General features: G+C 45.1%; 17 protein-coding genes. 16 read left to right on the top strand and 1 reads right to left on the bottom strand.

Annotation, left to right across the window (positions count from 1 at the left end):
- Positions 1–7 precede the first annotated feature (7 nt).
- Both DSOL_RS09475 and DSOL_RS09470 read left to right on the top strand, forming a co-directional pair.
- Positions 8–1,462 (top strand): methylaspartate mutase subunit E, encoded by a 1,455-nt coding sequence (locus DSOL_RS09475; protein ID WP_075364627.1) that lies wholly within the window; start codon positions 8–10, stop codon positions 1,460–1,462.
- A 109-nt stretch (positions 1,463–1,571) separates the two neighbouring features.
- Positions 1,572–2,819, top strand: coding sequence for a methylaspartate ammonia-lyase (locus DSOL_RS09470; RefSeq protein ID WP_075364626.1), 1,248 nt, complete (start codon positions 1,572–1,574; stop codon positions 2,817–2,819).
- A gap of 107 nt (positions 2,820–2,926) precedes the next feature.
- Here DSOL_RS09470 and DSOL_RS09465 read toward each other — a convergent pair whose 3' ends face one another.
- Complete coding sequence (locus tag DSOL_RS09465) at positions 2,927–3,502, bottom strand: Uma2 family endonuclease (protein WP_075364625.1); 576 nt, start codon at positions 3,500–3,502, stop codon at positions 2,927–2,929.
- A gap of 211 nt (positions 3,503–3,713) precedes the next feature.
- Here DSOL_RS09465 and DSOL_RS09460 point away from each other — a divergent pair, with 211 nt between their 5' ends.
- The 14 genes from DSOL_RS09460 (at position 3,714) to DSOL_RS09395 (ending at position 17,583) form a co-directional block, all read left to right on the top strand.
- Entirely contained in the window at positions 3,714–4,724 is a 1,011-nt protein-coding gene (locus DSOL_RS09460; protein ID WP_075364624.1) for a 2-hydroxyacyl-CoA dehydratase family protein, read from the top strand.
- 64 nt (positions 4,725–4,788) lie between these two features.
- Entirely contained in the window at positions 4,789–5,613 is an 825-nt protein-coding gene (locus tag DSOL_RS09455; RefSeq protein WP_075364623.1) for an acyl-CoA dehydratase activase, read from the top strand.
- A 273-nt stretch (positions 5,614–5,886) separates the two neighbouring features.
- A complete protein-coding gene (locus DSOL_RS29975) occupies positions 5,887–6,189 on the top strand; it encodes a HEPN domain-containing protein (protein ID WP_083642400.1) in 303 nt (100 codons plus the stop codon).
- Positions 6,156–6,482 (top strand): nucleotidyltransferase domain-containing protein, encoded by a 327-nt coding sequence (locus DSOL_RS09445; protein WP_075364621.1) that lies wholly within the window; start codon positions 6,156–6,158, stop codon positions 6,480–6,482. The genes DSOL_RS29975 and DSOL_RS09445 overlap by 34 nt, the downstream gene beginning before the upstream one ends.
- 156 nt (positions 6,483–6,638) lie before the next feature.
- The gene (citD, locus tag DSOL_RS09440; RefSeq protein ID WP_075364620.1) at positions 6,639–6,902 is read left to right on the top strand and encodes a citrate lyase acyl carrier protein; all 264 of its coding nucleotides are present in this window, start codon (positions 6,639–6,641) and stop codon (positions 6,900–6,902) included.
- Positions 6,903–6,968: 66 nt separating this feature from the next.
- A complete protein-coding gene (locus DSOL_RS09435) occupies positions 6,969–7,844 on the top strand; it encodes an HpcH/HpaI aldolase/citrate lyase family protein (RefSeq protein WP_075364619.1) in 876 nt (291 codons plus the stop codon).
- A 73-nt stretch (positions 7,845–7,917) separates the two neighbouring features.
- Positions 7,918–9,456 carry a citrate lyase subunit alpha gene (gene citF, locus DSOL_RS09430; RefSeq protein WP_075364695.1) on the top strand — a complete coding sequence of 513 codons (1,539 nt, stop codon included), beginning with the start codon at positions 7,918–7,920 and terminating at the stop codon, positions 9,454–9,456.
- A 99-nt stretch (positions 9,457–9,555) separates the two neighbouring features.
- Positions 9,556–10,617: a [citrate (pro-3S)-lyase] ligase gene (citC, locus tag DSOL_RS09425; protein WP_075364618.1), complete on the top strand. Its 1,062-nt coding sequence runs from the start codon at positions 9,556–9,558 to the stop codon at positions 10,615–10,617.
- Positions 10,614–11,123 carry a citrate lyase holo-[acyl-carrier protein] synthase gene (citX, locus tag DSOL_RS09420; protein ID WP_075364617.1) on the top strand — a complete coding sequence of 170 codons (510 nt, stop codon included), beginning with the start codon at positions 10,614–10,616 and terminating at the stop codon, positions 11,121–11,123. The genes citC and citX overlap by 4 nt, the downstream gene beginning before the upstream one ends.
- Positions 11,124–11,166: 43 nt before the next feature.
- Entirely contained in the window at positions 11,167–12,090 is a 924-nt protein-coding gene (citG, locus tag DSOL_RS09415) for a triphosphoribosyl-dephospho-CoA synthase CitG (protein ID WP_075364616.1), read from the top strand.
- A 365-nt stretch (positions 12,091–12,455) separates the two neighbouring features.
- Positions 12,456–15,671, top strand: coding sequence for a cell wall-binding repeat-containing protein (locus tag DSOL_RS09410; protein WP_075364615.1), 3,216 nt, complete (start codon positions 12,456–12,458; stop codon positions 15,669–15,671).
- 169 nt (positions 15,672–15,840) lie between these two features.
- Positions 15,841–16,698, top strand: a complete 858-nt coding sequence (locus DSOL_RS09405; protein ID WP_075364614.1) for a fumarate hydratase — start codon at positions 15,841–15,843, stop codon at positions 16,696–16,698.
- Entirely contained in the window at positions 16,698–17,255 is a 558-nt protein-coding gene (locus tag DSOL_RS09400; RefSeq protein WP_075364613.1) for a Fe-S-containing hydro-lyase, read from the top strand. The genes DSOL_RS09405 and DSOL_RS09400 overlap by 1 nt, the downstream gene beginning before the upstream one ends.
- Positions 17,256–17,361: 106 nt before the next feature.
- On the top strand, positions 17,362–17,583 hold the full coding sequence (locus DSOL_RS09395; RefSeq protein ID WP_075364612.1) for a hypothetical protein: 222 nt from the start codon (positions 17,362–17,364) through the stop codon (positions 17,581–17,583).
- Positions 17,584–17,707: the final 124 nt, after the last annotated feature.

Here is a 17,707-nt window from a genome sequence, read left to right as displayed (position 1 = left end):
TTTTGCAATGGAGTTAACAGTCCGACAAATGGACGTCGAAGAGTTTCAACGCCAGCGGCAGGAAGTCTTGGGACAATGGGAGACGGGCAAAGAGGTCAACTTTGAAGATGCAGTTGCGTATCATAAAGCCTTACCGAAGAGCAAGATATTTGCCGAAAAACTCGCTGAAGGAAAAGCCAAAGGGATTACGTTTGCTCAACCGCGCGCTGGAGTAGCCCTGCTCAATGAGCATATTGAGTTGTTGCGTTTTCTGCAAGACGAAGGTGGGGCAGACTTTCTACCATCTACGATTGATTCCTATACTCGTCAAAATCGTTACACTGAGGCGCAAGCGGGTATCGAAGAAAGCGCCGCGATCGGGCGCTCGATGTTGAACGGCTTTCCAGCTGTAAACCATGGAGTTGCGGCTTGCCGTCAAGTGGTGGAAAGTGTTCAAGTGCCTGTACAAGTGCGCCATGGGACTCCGGATGCCCGTTTACTGGCGGAAATTACGATCGCCGGTGGATTTACGGATTACGAAGGGGGCGGAATTTCGTATAACATTCCGTATTCCAAAGACGTTTCTATTGAAAGTACGATCAAATACTGGCAGTATGTGGACCGCCTCATCGGTTTGTACGAGGAGCAAGGGGTCAAGATTAACCGTGAACCGTTTGGTCCGCTGACGGGGACGCTGGTTCCCCCCGCTATTTCCCATGCTGTAGCGGTGATTGAAGGAATTCTCGCGGTTGCTCAAGGGGTGCGCAGCCTGACACTCGGTTACGGACAATGCGGAAATCTCCTGCAAGACGTCGCCGCCCTGCATACCCTTCCGGTTCTCGCGGAGGAGTACTTGGCAAAACTAGGCTATCCCAAAGTGATGATCACGACGGTCTTTCACCAGTGGATGGGTGGTTTCCCGCAAGATGAAGCAAAGGCATTTGGGGTTATTTCCTGGGGCGCGGTAACCGCAGCTTTAGGCAAGGCTTCAAAGGTTATCGTGAAAACGCCGCATGAAGCTCTAGGAATCCCAACTAAGGAGGCCAATGCAGCAGGTATTCGTACCACGAAGCAGGTCTTAAGTATGTTGAAAGACCAAACCTTGCCCATGACGAAGGAACTGGCCTTAGAAGAGGAAATGATCCTGGCGGAAACGAGGGCCATTCTTGATCGAGTTCTCGACCTAGGGGAAGGAGATACGGCGGTCGGCGTTGTTCGGGCCTTCCAAGCGGGTGTCATAGATGTCCCCTTCGCGCCAAGCCGTTATAATTCCGGTAAAATTCTCCCGGCCCGCGATACCACGGGAGCGGTACGATTGTTGGATTTCGGGAATATTCCCTTTGACGAGACGATTAAGGAGTTTCATCGAGAGCGCATTGCTCAGCGTGGACGGGATGAGGGCCGAGATCCCTCCTTCCAGATGGTGATTGATGATATTTATGCGATTGGAAAAGGGATGCTCGTTGGGCGGCCAAGGGGCTAGGAAGCACAGGGGGGAAGCAAAGGGACGGTTCTCTTGCTTCCCCTAGTGGAAGCAAGAGAACCGTCCCTTTGCTTCAAGATAAGTTGAAAAATCAGGGAGGATTTATTTTATGAAAATTGTTGATGTTATTGCTTCGCCGGGGCTTACTGGTTTTTATTTTGATGATCAACAGGCGATTAAGGCTGGAGTTGGGCATGACGGTTTCACTTATACCGGGGAAGCGATGACTCCGGGGTTTAAGGCAGTTCGCCAGCGTGGGGAGTCTATTTCTGTGATGCTTATTTTGGAGGATGGACAAGTTGCTTCAGGGGATTGTGCGGCTGTGCAGTATTCTGGGGCTGGTGGTCGGGATCCACTATTTTTGGCGGAAGATTTTATTCCTATCATATTAGAAGAGATTGCGCCCAAACTGGTGGGTCAAGAACTGGATTCCTTCCGCCAATTGGTAGGTCTTGTGGAAACTTCAAAACGACCGAATGGGGAGCGTTATCATACGGCGATTCGTTATGGTGTGAGTCAAGCGATTCTTGATGGAGTGGCTAAAGCTAAGAAGAAGACGATGACAGAGGTTATTCTTGAGGAATATGAACTTCCGATGATTCTTGAGCCGGTCCCCATTTTCACGCAAACTGGGGATGATCGCTATGATAACGCAGATAAGGCGATTATTAAACGCGCGGGAGTTTTGCCCCACGCCTTGATCAATAATGTGGAGACGAAGCTAGGAAAAGATGGAGAACTGCTCTTGAAGTATGTGGAGTGGTTGAGAAATCGGATTCTGACGCTTGGAGGGGACGACTATCGTCCGGTCTTGCATATTGATGTTTATGGCACGATTGGGATCGCTTTTGAAGATAATACGGAGCGGATGGTCGATTACTTTGTGAAGTTAGAAAAAGCAGCTGCACCACTCCACTTAAGGATCGAGGGTCCGATGGATGCGGGAAGTGTTGAGGGGCAGATTCAGCAACTGAAGTCGTTGCGTGACGCCTTGAAAGCTCGGGGCGTTAAAGTGGAAATCGTTGCGGATGAGTGGTGCAACACGTATGAAGATATCGTCAGGTTTGTAGATGCTCAGGCTGCAGACATGGTTCAAATTAAGACACCGGATTTGGGTGGGATTCAAAACACGATCGAAGCGGTCATCTATTCTAAGAAGTTCGGTGTGGGTGCCTATGTTGGAGGATCCTGTAACGAGACGGATGGTGGAGGACGGACAGCGGTGCATGTATCTCTAGCTACTCGACCGGATCAAATGCTCGCCAAACCCGGCATGGGTGTTGATGAAGGGTATATGATCGTGCACAATGAGATGAATAGGACGCTGGCAGTGTTGAAGAGGGCCGCAAGGCAGTAGCTCAATCCTGCGCTGTATCATAGAAATCAAAGAAAGGTCCTCAGAGTCTGTTGTTTCTCTGAGGACCTTTCCAAGAGGTACGTTCACGAGGGAACCCCGAGGATGTATCAAATTGTCTCAAATACGGGCTTTAATTCGACTGTTAAGTCGGGGAAAACTGACACCTTTATCATGTCTGTTTCTATAAAAGTTTCTGGCCTTCCATATCTATTATTGGACTGTAGGGTATACACGCTAATAAACTTTCCGTCCGGTTCCACTATCCAGTATTCTTTAACACCGACTTTTTCGTATTTGTTAAATTTCCAGATTTTATCGGTTCTTGCCGTTGAAGGGGAGGAAATCTCTATCACAAGGGTTGGAGTACCATAATAGCCCGTTCCTTTAAGCCCTTCTTTATCACAAACAACTATGATGTCAGGTTGCACAACAAAGGTGGTTTCCTCATCTTCTTCATTCGTTTCGGGAAGTCTTAAATCAAAGGGAGAAGCGAACACTTGACAAGGTTTTTCTTTGAGATAATTGTTAAATTGAGTTAAAAGCTCCCTTGATATAGCTTGATGTTGCCAAGTAGGCGCAGATTGCATATGGGGTACTCCGTCAATAATTTCCCAGCGTTCATTTTCGGGCCATGTTAAATAATCAGCGAAGGTATATCTCTTGTTTTCTTGTTGCAATGGCATAAAACAAAGCCTCCTCAAAACAAGTGAGATTCTTTAGTTACTATAATCTTAAGAAAAAAATTGCGTTCTCTGACTTATGCCGATTATACCATTTTATGGGCATAGTGTCACGGCGTTGACTTGTATCCCCAGCTACTTAACATTTTGGGCTTGAACCTATAAAATAGAGGGGAGTCCAATAAACAAGGTAAGTAAGGAGCAGATAGCAATAATGGGTAAAATCGGCTTAACGACAACGGTGCCTGTTGAAGTAATTTATGCAGCGGGGGAAACGCCGGTTGATTTGAACAATATTTTTATCACAAGTTCGGAAGCGATGCGTCGAGTGGAAGAGGCGGAGTTGGCGGGTTTTCCAAGGAATGTTTGCGGTTGGATTAAGGGATTGTATTCGACGGCTTTGCTTAATCCGGACATTCGGTGCATTGTCGCTGTGACCCAAGGAGATTGCAGTAATACCCATGCTCTAATGGAGACATGGGAGGTGGAAGGGATCAAAATTATTCCCTTCGCTTTTCCGTATGATCGGGATCCAGACATGCTTCGTCTCCAAATGGACAAGCTAATTAAAAGTTTGGGCGCAACCTGGGAAGGTGTGCACGTACAAAAGGAACGACTTGATCGGGTCCGAGCCTTAGCGTGGGAAATAGACCGACTGACTTGGGAAGAAAACCGTGTGAGCGGGTTTGAAAATCATCTTTACCTTGTTTCTTGTTCGGATTTTAACGGCGATCCTGAGGGCTTCGCCCGGGAGATGGAGGAATTTATTCAAACGGTACGCGATAGGGAGCCTTTTCCTGAGAGGGTGCGTTCCAAAGCGCGCGGGAAAGGGCGGGAAATTCGCCTTGGCTTTATCGGTGTACCACCTATTTTCCCTGAACTGTATAATTTCTTGGAAGAACATGGGGCCCGAGTTGTTTTTAATGAAGTACAAAGGCAGTTCTCGATGCCTTTCGAGACGGATGATGTGGTCGAGCAATATCGTTTATACACCTATCCTTATCAAGTGTTTCAACGGATTGAGGATATTGCTCGGGAGGCGGAGCGCCGCCAACTCGATGGGATCATACACTATACACAAAGCTTTTGCTATCGCCAGATTGAAGATTTAATTATTCGTAAGAAATTGGAATACCCGATCTTAACCTTGGAAGGGGAAAATCCAACAGGGTTGGATGCACGGAGTAAGATGAGGGTGGAGTCTTTTTTGGAGATGCTCAAGTGAGAGGGTCACGACCCTCTTTGAGGTCTATAGGGAAAAGGTTCTGAAAAATGGAAGGAGGGCGTACATGTCTGGACAACAAACCATTTGTGGAATTGATTTGGGAAGCCGGAGTGTGAAGATCGCTCTCATGTTACAGAAGGCGGGGGAGGATCGTTTAGAACTCCTGAGGCTAGAAAGTTTGGATACGATCCGTTTTTACCGGGAGTATGGGCGAAAGCAGGGAGAAAAACTAGTCGTGGACTTTGAGGCCTTGGGATTGCCTGTGGTGGATCACTTAATTTCTACTGGCTACGGTCGGAATACTCTGGAGCTAGCTGGTGGTGAGGCTATACCTGAACTTAAAGCTCATGTTTTGGGTGCGATTTATCAGACGGGGCTAACAGATTTCACCTTGGTCGATCTGGGCGGACAAGACAGCAAAATCATCCAGGTTCGCAAAGGCAAGATGGTTGATTTTTTGACGAATGATAAGTGTGCGGCCTCTTCGGGTCGTTACTTGGAAAATATGGCGAGCATTCTCGACGTGTCACTAGAGGAACTTGGGCAATATGCGGATGCTCCTGTAGAGTTGAACTCCACGTGTGCTGTGTTTGGCGAAAGTGAGCTCATTGGTAAAATCGTGGAAGGTTTCCCTATAGCTGAACTCGCGGCAGGGGTAAATGCCACAATTGTTAAGCGTATTTTGCCTCTACTGCGTTCGTTCGCCGGCGAGGTTCTGGTCTTTACTGGGGGTGTCGCGCACAACCGTGCTGTGGGTAAGCTCTTAGAGGAGGGAACGGGTCGAAGGATTGTAATTCCGCAAGAGCCTCAGTTTAATGGGGCGATCGGATGTTGTGTGAGAGGGTCGGGAGACACTTCGTTCAGTCCTGCGTTAAACAAGCAGATTTGACCGAGTTTAGCTACGACTCGCGCAAAGGATTTGGGCCTTGTCATTGCTACCCTATGGGCTGGATTATTTTATAGTACGTTTAATTGCCCTCACAGCTATGGTATAATATGGTTATAGTGTTTTAGAGAGGGTGATTTGGACTTCATGGATTCTCAGGAAAAGTTTAAGTATTGGGAAGACAAAGCAACTTACGATCTCGAAACTGCAAGAGTTATGATGAGAACGGGAAGATATCTATATGTAACGTTTATGGCTTAACAAGCTACTGAAAAAATTGTTAAGGGTCTTTATGTTTTATACCTTGATCGGGAACCGCCACGTACGCATAATATATGGTCCATTTTCAAGGGTTTAATGGATGTAGAGCAATCTGAATTTGAAGTTGGAAATCGTATAAAGTCGCAGGACTATAAACCTTTTTTTTCCGATCTTTTGTTTTATTACATTGCAGAGAGATATCCTGATTATAAGCAACAGATGTCCTCAAATGTCACAGAAACAAGGGCAAAAGAGGTGCTTAATAAGACGGAGGAGGTATTCATATGGCTTCAGTCCCTCAGCCAATACAAAACATGATAGCCGATTATTTGCAAAGGGTTGGTAATCAGATCAAAATTAATAAGGTTATACTTTTCGGCTCATATGCAAATGGACAATTTACGAGCAACAGCGATATTGATTTGGCAGTTTTTTCAGATGACTTTCTAGGGATGGAGCCTATTGAGCGATTCAGGTTCTTGTTTTTACAAGCGGCGGATTACGAATTAGATTTACAACCATTGGCGTTTACCATAAGTGACCTTAGTGAACCAGCTGGGATTGTTGCAGAGATATTAAATACTGGATTAGAAATAGCCATCACAAATTGACAATTCAACGGATTTAAGACCTTGCGTGATAGTTTATTTGCATAATAAGAGGGGCAGTAATCGCTCCTCTTATTATGCTAGCGGACTTAAATAAACCTTGTCATTGCTACCCTATGGTGTTAAGGCTTGTATTTAATTGTAAAATGAGGTGAGTAAATGAACATTACTAAGGTTGCCAAAGCAGGTACGCTTGAATCGAATGATATTCTTATCATGGTCATGCCTAATGATTCGGGAAGGGTCGAGCTTGAACTGGAAAGTATCGTTATGCCGCAGTTCGGCGAGGTGATTAGGCAAGTGATTTTAAATAAGGTGCAGGAAATGGGGATTGAGGGGATTACGATTAAGGCTCAAGATAAGGGAGCCTTAGATTATACAATCGGTGCGAGGGTCGAGACAGCCATTAAAAGAGCAGTGTAGCCTTAGATTAAGAAGATAACAGAGCTAAGCAAACTACGCGTGCAGTATAAACTGAGGTGAATATTATTGGATAAGTTAAGAAGAACGATGCTTTTTATGCCAGGCAATAATCCGAGCATGCTTCAAGATGCGGCGATACTTGGGGCGGATTCCATTATTCTGGATTTGGAGGATGCTGTTAGTCTCACTGAAAAGGACAGTGCTCGAATTTTAGTCAGGGAGGCTATTAAAACCATAGACTATTCACAAGTTGAAGTAGTGGTTAGAGTCAATCCTTTGGATACTGAATTCGGGGCTCTGGATGTGGATATGATTGCGAGGGTTAAACCGGATACGTTGCTGATTCCGAAGGCTGACGAAGAGGAAATAAAACTTGTCGCTAAAATGCTGGATGCCATTGAACAAGAGGAAGGTTACAAGGCGGAGAGTATCAAAATCATGCCCTTGGTCGAAACCGCCATCGGACTTGAAAATGTATATAACATCATTAAGGCTTCAAAACGAGTGGTAGGAGTTTTATTGGGTGGGGAAGATTTAACCTCAGATTTAGGAATTAAGAGGACAAAAGAAGGAGAGGAAATCTTTTATGCCCGCAATAGGGTGGCAACAGCATGCAGAGCATTAAAGGTAGACTCTTTGGATACCCCCTTCACAGATACGAATGATTATGAAGGCCTTGAACGGGATACTGCTAAGGCTAAAAGTTTGGGACTGACTGGAAAGGCCGCGATTAATCCTAGACAAATTGACGTGATTCATTCGGTTTTTGCACCGACTGAAGCGGAATTGAAACATGCCCTGAGGATTTTGGCTGCCATGAAGGAAGCAGAAAAAGAAGGAAAGGGAGTCTTCTCCTTAGATGGCAAGATGGTTGATGCTCCAGTCATCAATCGAGCAATAACCACGGTGGGGCTTGGTCAGAGGCTAGGGCTTATATCATGATAATAAGGAGAAAGATGGAACTAAAAGCAGGAGAACGACAAAAATGATAAATAAAATAAAACCAATAAAAATGATTAAGACGATTCTAGGTCGGGAACTTCCGGACTATATCGAGGGATACGGCGTAGTCAAACCGTTCCAAGGTGCGTTCAGTGATGTTGGACAAAAGTCCAGAAAAGCGGTTTCGCTATCAAGTGTGCCCCCCAATGAGCGAAAGGTTCTAAAGAACTTGGCAGAGGCTTTAGATAAGCTTAAGATTCGTGATGGCATGACAATTTCATTTCATCATCATTTGAGAAATGGAGATCATGTCCTAAATATGGTGCTGGATGCCTTGGCCAAACGGGGGATTAAGGATTTGACGATTGCTGCTAGCTCTATTTTCCCTATTCATGCCCCCCTTGTAGAGCACATGGAAAATGAAGTGGTAACTGGACTAGTTGCAAACTATATATCGGGTCCTGTAGCGGTTGCGCTATCTCAAGGCAAATTAAAAAAACCAGCCATCATGCAAACGCATGGGGGACGAGCAAGGGCCATAGAAAGCGGGGATTTGCCGATTGATGTTGCCTTTCTTGCAGCACCTACGGCGGATACCTATGGTAATATTAATGGAGTGCACGGTAAGTCGGCCTGTGGTACGTTAGGATATGCTGTTTCAGATGCCGAGTATGCGGCTAAAACGATCGCTATCACGGATAATTTAGTGCCTTATCCAGCCTGCCCAATAGAAATAAACCAGATTTTTGTGGATTATGTTGTTGAGGTTGAATCCATCGGCGACCCCAAGGGTATCGTTTCAGGGACCACAAAAATCACGAAGGACCCTGTGGCTCTGAGAATCGCTAAACTGGCAGCTGAGGTGATGGAATCTTCCGGTTTAGTAAAGGACGGAATGTCCTTTCAGACAGGTGCAGGGGGAACCTCCCTGGCAGTCGCTGCAGAGCTAGCAAAGATTATGAAACGTGATGGGGTAGTTGGAAGCTTTGCCGCCGGTGGAATCACGGGCTATCTGGTAGAAATGTTGGAAGAGGGGCTTTTCAGAAGTCTATTTGATGTGCAATGCTTTGATCTAAAGGCGATAGAGTCGTATCGGGATAATGCCAGGCACCAATTCATGTCCGCTTCGATGTATGGAAATCCTCATACTAAGGGAGCAGTCGTTAACAACCTGGATATCATGATCTTGGGGGCTACGGAAATCGACACGGATTTTAATGTCAATGTCACGACGGGTTCAAATGGGGTGATCATGGGTGGTTCAGGTGGGCATAGTGATACAGCTGCAGGTGCTAAACTCGCGATTGTCGTAACAAATCTTATGAAGGCTAGGCTTCCGATCATCAAGGACAAGGTGACGACGATTACAACTCCAGGAGAAAACGTTGATGTCATCGTTACAGAACGAGGAATCGCTATAAATCCCAGAAGAACGGATTTATTGGATAAACTGAGCAAAACAAAGCTTCCTCTGATGAGCATCGATGAATTAAAATCTGTAGCGGAAAAAATCACAGGAGTGCCCAAGGCTATTGAAACCTCAGAGGAGATCGTGGCTATCGTGGAATATCGAGATGGCAGCGTCATTGATGTCGTGAGGAAGGTTCTTTAACGTGCAAGTTGGGGACGGTTCTTTGACTTGCATAAATGCCCAGTAAATTTTCTTTTGAGTCGACCAGGGGATTTAGTACGGAAGGGGATGAAAAACTATATGCATGACTATAGCCCCGAATGGGTGAATCTCAACGATCGGCTGGAAAGAGAAGAAGTAGAAACCTTTCTCGAGAGTTTCGGCTTAATCTTAGATCATGATGTGGATTACACGGTCGTTATAAGGGATGGGGCGTCAAATGGAGCATTGAGCGGAGCGCTATCTCCGATTATTGCCACTTGTTCCAAAGCCAAGAATGTTTTAAAATGCTTTGCGGTAACTGAGGAGCTCAGGGGAGAAGGGATAACCTCCGTCTTAATTTCCACCCTGCTCGATAAACTCTTCAGTCAGGGCATATATCATAGCTTTATCTTTACCAAACCCGCTAATGCCCATAGTTTCGAGGCTCTTAATTTCAAACTTATCCATAGTAATGCCGACGTTTCGCTTTTGGAAAATGGTGTTTACGATATAAATAAAGCGTTAGAGGACATGAAAAGGAAATACAACCTTGGAGATGCAGAAAAGGCAGCCTTGGTTATGAATTGTAACCCGTTCACTCTTGGACACCAATATTTGATTGAGGAAGCAGCTAGGAATAATGACGAAGTGCTTGTGTTTATTGTAGAAGAGGATCAATCCCTGTTCCCCTTTGAGGTGAGATATGAACTGGTTCGCAAGGGAGTAGCGCATTTAGAAAATGTTAAAGTCTTACCAAGTGGAGAGTATATCATATCCTCTGCCACCTTTCCTTCTTATTTTTTAAGAGAAGAAGGGGAAAGGCTCAGGGCTTATGTGGAGTTAGATTCCTCGATTTTTGGCAAGTATTTTGGCCAGTGTTTTAATATAACTAAGCGGTATGTGGGGGAAGAACCTTTTTGTAAGGTTACGAAGGCTTATAATGAGGCCCTTAAGATCGTACTCCCCAGCTATGGAGTCGAGCTGCACGAAATTGCGCGCAAGTCCCATGGAGATGTCGCTATTAGTGCATCAAGAGTGCGCGAACTGCTGAAAGAAGGGGATGCTCGGTCTCAACTTGATCAGTTGAGGAATCTTCTGCCCAAAGTTACTTTGGAGTTCCTCGCGACTAGCTTTGGAAGGGAGATTGTGGAGAGAGGATGAGGGAATACACGGCCGATGAACTCCTTGAAGCCAGGGAAGAACGAGTGGACCTCATAAACCAACTCTTAAAACGCTATAATACTCCTCTGTTAGTTATGCGAGTGAATTTCCCCGGGCTTAAGAAAACTAATGAGGTGACCTTGAGTATTATCCAAGATATGAGCGCTTTGATTTGCACGATATTAGGGGATAAGGTATGTTTCAAGTCGTTGCGACAAGGGGCAGAGGGCCCGGTTTTCTTGGCTGCAGTAGAGGAAGACGTTTTAGCGTTAAAGAGGGCAGCTATTGATCTGGAAGAAAAGCATGCACTCGGACGTTGTTTAGATCTCGATGTGTATGATAGCTTGGGTCGAAGCATAAGTAGGCAAGAACTTGGGTATCCCAGAAGAAAATGTTATCTCTGTGAGGACTATGCCCAGCATTGCGTAAGAGCAAGACGACATAGTGAGCGTGAGGTTATAGACTATATTGAAGACAGGTTTAGGGAATATAGGAAAACAAGGTGAGATAGGGAAACCATTTAATAGTAGGGAAAAATGGAGAAATCAGATGTTTATAGTAGGAGGGGACAGTAGCATAGATGACCAAGCAATCAACATAGCGAGTCTTGCAGTACAAGCAATCCTCTATGAGGCTTCCTGTAACCCATCGCCTGGGCTGGTTTCTAAAGTATCTAGTGGCGCACATAGTGATATGGATTACTTCACCTTTCTAGATAGTGCCACCGCTCTTATCAACCCTTTGATTCATTGCGCGGAGGCGGGGCTTTCTTCCAATAGCCCCAAAGAGATTTTCAGGCACATTAGGCAGATTGGGCAACTGGGTGAACGGCAAATGTTTCATAAAACAGCGGGCGTCAATACCCATAAGGGAACACTTTTTTTACTGGGAATCTGCTGTGCCGCTGGAGGAAAAGCCTTACACTCGGGTGCTCTCTTCTCATCACTGCGGGGTATTATTCAAGAAATGACCGAAGGTTTAGTGGAAAGAGAATTGAACTCAAGAGTGAGAGAACTGGAAAATTCCCCGGCATCAGCGTTGTCGCACGGTGAAAGACTCTTTTTAACCCATGGAGTTGAGGGCATCCGGGGAGAGGTTCAACGAGGATTACCCGTGGTTTTTGACTTTTCTCTGGCGTTTTATAAGGAAAATCATGAGTTAGGCCACAACTATAGGTTGGTGCAAACACTGTTAGCTATTATGCAGTTTTGTGAGGATACTAATATTTTGCACAGGCACTCTTTTGAAACGTTAAAAGAAGTTCAGGAAAGGGCTAAGCAGATTATTTCTTTGGGGGGTGTGAGAACGCCCGCAGGGATCAAAGCAATCGAAGAAATGGATGAAGATTTTTGTCGACGCAAAATAAGCCCCGGTGGGAGTGCGGATTTATTGGGAGTTACTGTTTTTCTACATCTTTTAGAGGGCTATATGCGCCGCTGCGAGACGACGTCTAAGCAAACAAAACAAAGCTAGAAGTATTATCTTCTCTAGCCTTGTTTTGTTTGCTTATAACCATTCGCAGTTCATTGCGAAACTTTTCCTTAGTCTAAGGAGCTTTGAATAGCATCTTCTTGAGCCTGAGTAAGTGTTCCATCTGTAACAAGACCATCTAGAACGGTTTTAAACCCTCCGTTATCTCCTCTTTGAACGTTAGCTGCGCCTAGCTGTGCATGAGAAAATTTTGGCATTTGTTTTTGACATTATCTGTTTTTTCAACAGAGTGTTAAAGGAAAGTACTAGTTAGACGTAGAATAGTAAAAAAATAGATGTCAACCTAGTTTTCTTTGCAAATGAAGGACTTACGAAAATATGGTTAAAAATAGGGGGAGATAACTAAGATGAAGAAACTCAGTCTAAACTTAATGGCCATAGTCTTATGCATCTTGATTACCACAATAACACTTCCGAGAAATACATACGCCTCAAGCGTCCCATCTGCACCGACGAATCTTACTGCGACTGTGGCAAGCTCCAGTCTTATCTACCTGAAATGGGATCCTGTAAGTGACGCTAGTTACTACTATGTCTATCGAGCATCCTCTTCTTCTGGAACTTATACCAATATCGGGACAGTTACAACCACCAATTATTCTGACGCCTCCCTATCCATCGATACCACCTACTATTACAAAGTTAAAGCCGTCAATAGTTCTGATTCGAGTTCGTTTTCCGCTAAAGCCTATGCAACCACTTCCCAGCCTGACGGCGTTCCAGACACCCCAGCAGACCTGACTGCTACGGCCGCCAGTTCCACCCAAATAGACCTCACATGGGACCCGGTTAGCTATGCAGTTTACTATTATGTGTACAGAGCGACCTCTTCTTCCGGAACGTATACTAATATTACTACCGTAACCACCAGCAATTTTTCAGACACCTCAGTGTCGGTTGGTACTACTTACTATTACAAGGTTCAGGCTGTCAACAGTTTTGGCTCAAGCTCTTATTCCTCGAAAGTCTCAGCCAATACGACTGACTCGGTCGGCGATTTATCAGCTCCGACAGCTCTTACTGCCACGGTCGTTAATTCCACTCAAATTAACCTGACCTGGAAAGCAGTCAGTAGTGCCCTTTACTATTATGTGTACAGATCAACCTCTTCCTCAGGAACTTATACCATGATTGGTACTTCAACTAGCGCCAAATATAATGACACCTCCATCTCAATAGAGGACACATATTACTATAAAGTCAAAGCAACCAATGGTTCTGATTCAAGTTCTTATTCATCGGTAGCCTATGCGACCACTTCCCAGCCTGAAGATGTTCCAGACGCCCCAGCGAAACTGACTGCTACGCTCGCTAGTTCCTCTCAAATAGACCTTACTTGGGACCCTGTGAGTTTTGCGACTTCTTATTATGTGTATAGGGCAACATCTTCTTCGGGAACTTATACGAATATTTCCACAGTAACAACCTCAAGTTATTCAGATCTCGCCGTATCCCTGGCAACCACCTATTATTACAAAATTAAAGCAGTGAACAGTTTCGGGTCAAGCGATTATTCCTCGAAAGCGTACGTTAATCCTGATGATTATGTAAGCACTTTGTCTGCGCCGACGAATCTTACGGCAACAGTCGTTCGTTCCAGTCAAATCTACTTGAACTGGGATCCTGTAAGTAACACTACTTATTACTATGTTTACCGGGCCACTTCTTCTTCCGGAACATATTCCAATATTGGCACTTCTGTAGCCGCCAATTATTCAGACGCTTCCCTCTCGGCAGATACCACCTATTATTACAAAGTTAAAGCTGTCAATGGTACTGATTCTAGCGCTCTTTCCTCTAAAGCCTATGCCACAACTTCCGAGCCTGACGATGTTCCAGCCATCCCAACGGGACTGACCGCAAAAGTCACTAGTTCCACCCAAATAGACTTAACTTGGGAACCGGTTACTTACGCAGTCTCCTATTATGTATACAGAGCAACCTCTTCTACAGGAACTTACACCAGTGTTGCTGCGGTAACTACCAATAATTTTTCCGATACTTCCGCAGCGGTCGATACCACCTATTATTACAAAATCCAGGCCTATAATAATTATGGTACAAGCTCTTATTCCACGAAGGTTTCTGCCAACACTGCTGACGTTAGCAGTGATTTGTCGGCACCGACCAATCTGACGGCTACGGTCGCTAGTTCCACTCAAATTGACCTAACTTGGGAACCGGTCAGTAATGCGACTTCCTATTATGTTTACAGGGCAACTTCTTCTGCTGGAACTTATGCCAATATTGCTACAGTAACCACCACAAATTATTCAGATTCCAACCTGTCGCTAAACACTACCTATTATTACAAAGTCCAAGCCATAAACAGTGCCGGCTCAGGCCCTTATTCATCAAACACCCAGGTGACGACTTCTAATACTTCAACACAAATCCCGTCCGAGCGATTAGCGGGGGCAGACATGTATGAAACGTCTGCAGAAGTTGCCAAATCAGGATGGAAAACTTCTTACTATGCCCTTATAGTAAGTGGGGAGAATTTTACTGATGCTTTATGCAGTGCCCCACTTGCACAAAAGTATAATGCTCCCTTATTACTAACGTCAAAAGATACCTTGAACGAACAAACAAAGACTCAACTTTCACGTTTAAAGGTGAAAAATGTTATGATCATAGGTGGAGTAGGTGTTATCTCATCTGTAGTTGAACAAAGCATAAAGAACATGGGAATAGGAGTATCAAGGATTGCGGGAAATGATCGTTACGAAACATCGATTAAAATTGCTCAATCGATGGGACAATTTACTCAAGCAGTCATTGCCAGTGGCGACACTTTTCCAGATGCTCTGTCAATTGCCCCCATTGCTGCAATGAAAGGAATCCCGATCCTCCTGACCCCTAAAGACAGCTTGCCCGATGGCTTAAAGGCATACTTAACAAAAACTGTACAAAGTACCTATGTTGTCGGTGGGACTGGAGTTGTAAGTGAGAATGTTCTTAAGCAACTTCCATCTCCTAAACGGCTTAGCGGGATAAATAGATATGAAACAAACATTAGTATTATTAACGAATTTGCGAATGAACTTGATTTCGACACTTGCTACGTCTCAACCGGGGAACAGTTCGCTGATGCTTTAGCTGGTTCAGCATTAGCTACGTTATCTAATTCACCTGTTATCTTAGTTAGCAATCCTGTCGACCAGTCAACCATAGACTTTTTTAGAGGTAAGATTAGGAGTATTAAGAAAGTAACTGTTTTTGGAGGAACAGCCGTTGTACCTGAAAGTAGTTTAGAAAGTCTTAACGGAACTACCGGTGGGTCTGATGCGCCGTCCACCCCGACAAATATCACCGCAACAAGCGTAAGTTCCAGCCAAATTAACCTTACTTGGGATTCTGTAAGTGGTGCAACCTCCTATTATGTGTACGGGGCGGCCTCGTCTTCCGGAACTTATACCCATATTGCCACGGTCACAACCACTAGTTTAATAGATACCGGCCTTAGCGCAGCTACCACCTATTATTACAAAGTGCAGGCAGTAAACAGTGCCGGTTCAAGCTCGTATTCACCTATAGCTTATGCAAAAACGAATGAGTCATAGAGGCGTTGCGTTTTAGTTAAGCGAGAAAAGGAATTCTCAGTGGAAAACAGGATCTTGTTTTGGGATTGTTTTAGGAGATCCTTTGGAGTAATATAAGACGTAGGCGGAAATATTTAGATTATCATGAATATTCTAGAAACTAGAATCTATAACTGGGAGGTCAGATGGAATGAAGGAATTACTCGCGGAAGACATTATTTCTGCAGTTGAAAAGCTTTGTATTGATTCAAATTATGATCTCGGTCCAGACATCATGGCGAGTTTTCAAAAGGCTTTAAAGGAGGAACGTTCTCCTTTAGGACAAGAGGTGCTCGAACGTCTTATCGAAAATGCCAACATTGCGCACGATGAGAGGGTTCCCATGTGTCAGGATACTGGGATGGCGGTAATTTTTGTGGAACTAGGTCAGGATTTGCACGTCGTTGGTGGGGGTCTTACTGAGGCCATCAACGAAGGTGTGCGTCGTGGGTATGATAAAGGATATTTGCGCAAATCCGTGGTGAAGGACCCATTTGAGCGAGTGAATACGGGGGACAACACTCCAGCGGTGATTCATTATGATATTGTTCCGGGGGATTCTCTCCACTTGGTTGTGGCACCCAAAGGGTTTGGTAGTGAAAACATGGGGGGTTTAAAAATGTGCAAGCCTTCTGAGGGCTTAGAGGGTGCGATGCAATTTGTCGTGGATACGGTTGATCGAGCGGGTGGTAACCCTTGCCCCCCGATTATTGTGGGGGTCGGCGTGGGTGGAACGATGGAAAAGGCCACTTTTCTAGCCAAAAAGAGCTTACTGCGTGAAGTAGGAAACCATAATCCAGAAGAGCGTCTGGCGAAGATTGAGGAAGAGTTATTAGAGCGTGTTAATCGCTTAGGTATTGGTCCCCAAGGGTTCGGCGGCGTGACAACCGCATTGGCTGTCAATTTAGAAGTGTATCCGACCCATATTGCAGGCATGCCTGTTGCAGTAAATATTGGTTGCCATGCCACTCGGCACAAGGAAATCACCTTGCAAGGGAGGGAAAGCTAATGAGTGAAGCCATCCGAATTGCAACTCCCCTGACTCAAGAAAAACTTAAGGGTCTGAAAGCTGGAGACAACGTCTTGATTAGCGGTGTGATATACACTGGACGCGATGCAGCCCATAAAAAAATGGTCGAGGGAATGGAGCAGGGTCTTGACCTTCCTTTTGAGCTGCAAGATCAAGTGATCTATTTCGTAGGACCAACGCCTGCCAAGGAAGGGCAAGTGATTGGCTCGGCTGGACCAACGACGAGCGGACGGATGGATGCTTATTCACCCAAGCTGATTGCTAAAGGGTTAACAGGCATGATCGGCAAAGGGCTTCGCTCTTCGGAAGTGATTGAAGCGATGAAGAAACATGGTGCGGTGTACTTCGGAGCGATTGGTGGAGCAGGTGCCCTAATTGCAAAGCGCATTGTTTCGGCGGAAGTGATTGCCTATCCGGAATTGGGACCGGAAGCGGTACGACGCCTAGTCGTAGAGGATTTTCCAGTCATGGTGATCATTGACCATGAAGGAAACAATCTTTATGAAACCGGAAAAGCACAGTATAGAAGGGTGTAGGCGGAAATAGACACAAAAGCTTCACAATTTCTTAAGGAACTGTTAAGGGTTTTACGCTATAATGTAGATAATCTTGGAAATCCTTAAATAGGAGTTGGCTTGAAGCATGAATAGTTGCCCAATATGTGGTTCGCGTGAGGTCGGCCGAATTGGCCGCGAGCGTTATTACTGTGGCGAATGTTGCCACGAGTGGACGAAGGGAGGCGGAGAGGTTAAAATTTATGAAGTTTTGTCGGATGGATCAATTGAACCTTTAACAACAGTACTTGAGATCGAGCCCTTCTCCCGTATAGTATCCCATCCCATACCCCGCCGCCGCGCCGGATGAAGTATTACTGCGTAATTGGTAAAGCGGGTTACAGCTTGTAGGGCTTAAACGTAAAAACATACAAATTAGTTTAAAGAGAGCCTTGGTCATATTGATCAGGGCTCTTTTTTGGTGTTTTTTTGCG

Source organism: Desulfosporosinus metallidurans (genome assembly GCF_001936615.1).
GTDB lineage: Bacteria > Bacillota > Desulfitobacteriia > Desulfitobacteriales > Desulfitobacteriaceae > Desulfosporosinus > Desulfosporosinus metallidurans.
The sequence above is the reverse complement of the archived record's forward strand: the minus strand, read 5'-3'. Positions and strand labels throughout refer to the sequence as shown.

Coding starts and splice junctions, on each gene's coding strand:
- citD (WP_075364620.1), top strand. CDS start 6,639: ATGAACATTACTAAGGTTGCCAAAGCAGGTACGCTTGAATCGAATGAT.
- DSOL_RS09410 (WP_075364615.1), top strand. CDS start 12,456: ATGAAGAAACTCAGTCTAAACTTAATGGCCATAGTCTTATGCATCTTG.
- DSOL_RS09460 (WP_075364624.1), top strand. CDS start 3,714: ATGGGTAAAATCGGCTTAACGACAACGGTGCCTGTTGAAGTAATTTAT.
- DSOL_RS09445 (WP_075364621.1), top strand. CDS start 6,156: ATGGCTTCAGTCCCTCAGCCAATACAAAACATGATAGCCGATTATTTG.
- DSOL_RS09395 (WP_075364612.1), top strand. CDS start 17,362: ATGAATAGTTGCCCAATATGTGGTTCGCGTGAGGTCGGCCGAATTGGC.
- DSOL_RS09470 (WP_075364626.1), top strand. CDS start 1,572: ATGAAAATTGTTGATGTTATTGCTTCGCCGGGGCTTACTGGTTTTTAT.
- DSOL_RS09405 (WP_075364614.1), top strand. CDS start 15,841: ATGAAGGAATTACTCGCGGAAGACATTATTTCTGCAGTTGAAAAGCTT.
- citX (WP_075364617.1), top strand. CDS start 10,614: ATGAGGGAATACACGGCCGATGAACTCCTTGAAGCCAGGGAAGAACGA.
- citC (WP_075364618.1), top strand. CDS start 9,556: ATGCATGACTATAGCCCCGAATGGGTGAATCTCAACGATCGGCTGGAA.
- citG (WP_075364616.1), top strand. CDS start 11,167: ATGTTTATAGTAGGAGGGGACAGTAGCATAGATGACCAAGCAATCAAC.
- DSOL_RS09475 (WP_075364627.1), top strand. CDS start 8: ATGGAGTTAACAGTCCGACAAATGGACGTCGAAGAGTTTCAACGCCAG.
- DSOL_RS09465 (WP_075364625.1), bottom strand. CDS start 3,502: ATGCCATTGCAACAAGAAAACAAGAGATATACCTTCGCTGATTATTTA.
- DSOL_RS09400 (WP_075364613.1), top strand. CDS start 16,698: ATGAGTGAAGCCATCCGAATTGCAACTCCCCTGACTCAAGAAAAACTT.
- DSOL_RS09455 (WP_075364623.1), top strand. CDS start 4,789: ATGTCTGGACAACAAACCATTTGTGGAATTGATTTGGGAAGCCGGAGT.